Origin of the sequence: Hassallia byssoidea VB512170, from assembly GCF_000817785.2 — a bacterium.
Classification (GTDB): Bacteria; Cyanobacteriota; Cyanobacteriia; order Cyanobacteriales; family Nostocaceae; genus Hassallia; species Hassallia carrinoi.
The window spans coordinates 90,364-92,213 of the sequence record NZ_JTCM02000016.1; the positions used below are offsets into that span (position 1 = coordinate 90,364).

Sequence of the window (1,850 nt, forward strand, 5' to 3'; positions counted from 1 at the left end):
TGTGGCGGCAAGTAGGCGATAAAGCGGGGGAAGCTACCACCCTCACAGGTATTGGCTTAGTCTACAGCGATTTAGGCGACAAGCAACAAGCCCTCAAATACTTAAATCAGTCACTACTCTTAAAACGGCAAGTAGGCGATAAAGCGGGGGAAGCTGTCACTCTCAACAATATTGGCGCAGTCTACGATAGTTTAGGCGAGAAGCAACAAGCCCTCAACTACTACAATCAGTCACTACCCTTGAGGCGGCAAGTAGGCGATAAAGCGGGGGAAGCTACCACCCTCAACAATATTGGCGGTGTCTACCACAGTTTAGGCGACAAGCAACAAGCCCTCAATTACTACAATCAATCACTACCCTTAACGCGGCAAGTAGGCGATAAAGCGGGGGAAGCTACCACCCTCAGCAATATTGGCTCTGTCTACCACGCTTTAGGCGACAAGCAACAAGCCCTCAATTACCTCAATCAGTCACTACCCTTAACGCGGCAAGTGGGCGATAAAGCGGGGGAAGCTCGCACTCTCAACAATATTGGCGGATTCTACAACGATTTAGGCGACAAGCAACAAGCCCTCAATTACCTCAATCAGTCACTACCGTTGTCGCGGCAAGTGGGCAATAAAGCACAGTCAGCTACCACTCTCAGCAATATTGGCGGTGTCTACAGCGATTTAGGCGACAAGCAACAAGCCCTCAAATACTTCAATCAGTCACTACCCTTATCGCGGCAAGTGGGCGATAAAGCACAGGAAGCTAACACCCTTTATAATATCGCTTATACAGAACGCGACAGAGGCAACCTCCAACAAGCCCTTACCCAAATTCAAGCAGCAATAAATATTATCGAAGATTTACGCACCAAAATCGATAGCCAAGACCTGCGAACATCTTACTTTGCCTCTAAACAGGGCGCTTACAAGTTCTACATCGACTTGTTGATGCAGCTGCACAAAAAAGACCCATCAAAAGGATATAACGCCGAAGCACTCCACGCCAGCGAAAGTTCTCGCGCCCGTGGTTTAATTGAACTATTAACCGAAGCTAGAGCCGATATCCGTAAAGACGTTGACCCCAAACTATTAGCAGAAGAAAAGGACTTGCAATTAAAAATTGAAGCTATAGGAAAACTATTACAAGATTCATCTAACAAATCAGAAACCGCAACAGCTTTGCTGAAAAAAGAACTTGAAATACTCCTCATTCAACAAAAAGAACTACAAACAAAAATCCGCACGAATAGCCCGAAATACGCAGGACTGAAATATCCCCAACCTCTGAAGTTACCGCAAATTCAGCAACAACTCGATAAAGATACCCTGTTATTAGAGTATTCTTTGGGAAGCGATCGCAGCTATCTTTGGGCTGTAAGTCCCAACTCCATCGACAGCTACGAACTCCCCAAACGCGAAGAGATAGAGAAAGCAGCCACGGAATTTAGACGCAACTTGCAACAAAACGCAGCAGGGGACTTAACAGCTTTAACAGCTTTATCTGCTGCTAAACTGAGTAAAATCATCCTTGCACCTGTAGCTGACAAGTTAGGCAAAAAGCGCTTAGTCATTGTTGCTGATGGGGAATTGCAAAAAATCCCCTTTGCAGCATTAAATCAGGTAGAGACGTTCCAGTGGAACGTCTCTACAAACCGCGCTACCAACACAGAGGTTTATCAACCCCTAATAGTCAACCATGAAATAGTCAACTTACCTTCGGTCACAACAATTGCTAGCCATAGACTTGACTTAAAAGGACGCAAAAGCGCACCCAAAACCCTCGCTGTACTTGCCGATCCGGTATTTGAAGCAAACGATACGCGCATCACTGGCAAACCTACAAGTATCGTTCCTAACTCA

Annotated in this window: 1 protein-coding gene; it reads left to right on the top strand. The window is 45.8% G+C overall.

Annotated features, from left to right (window positions below; all coding sequences use genetic code 11):
• Positions 1-1,850: tetratricopeptide repeat protein (locus PI95_RS10610; protein ID WP_236117023.1), on the top strand; the 1,850-nt coding region annotated here is incomplete at both ends.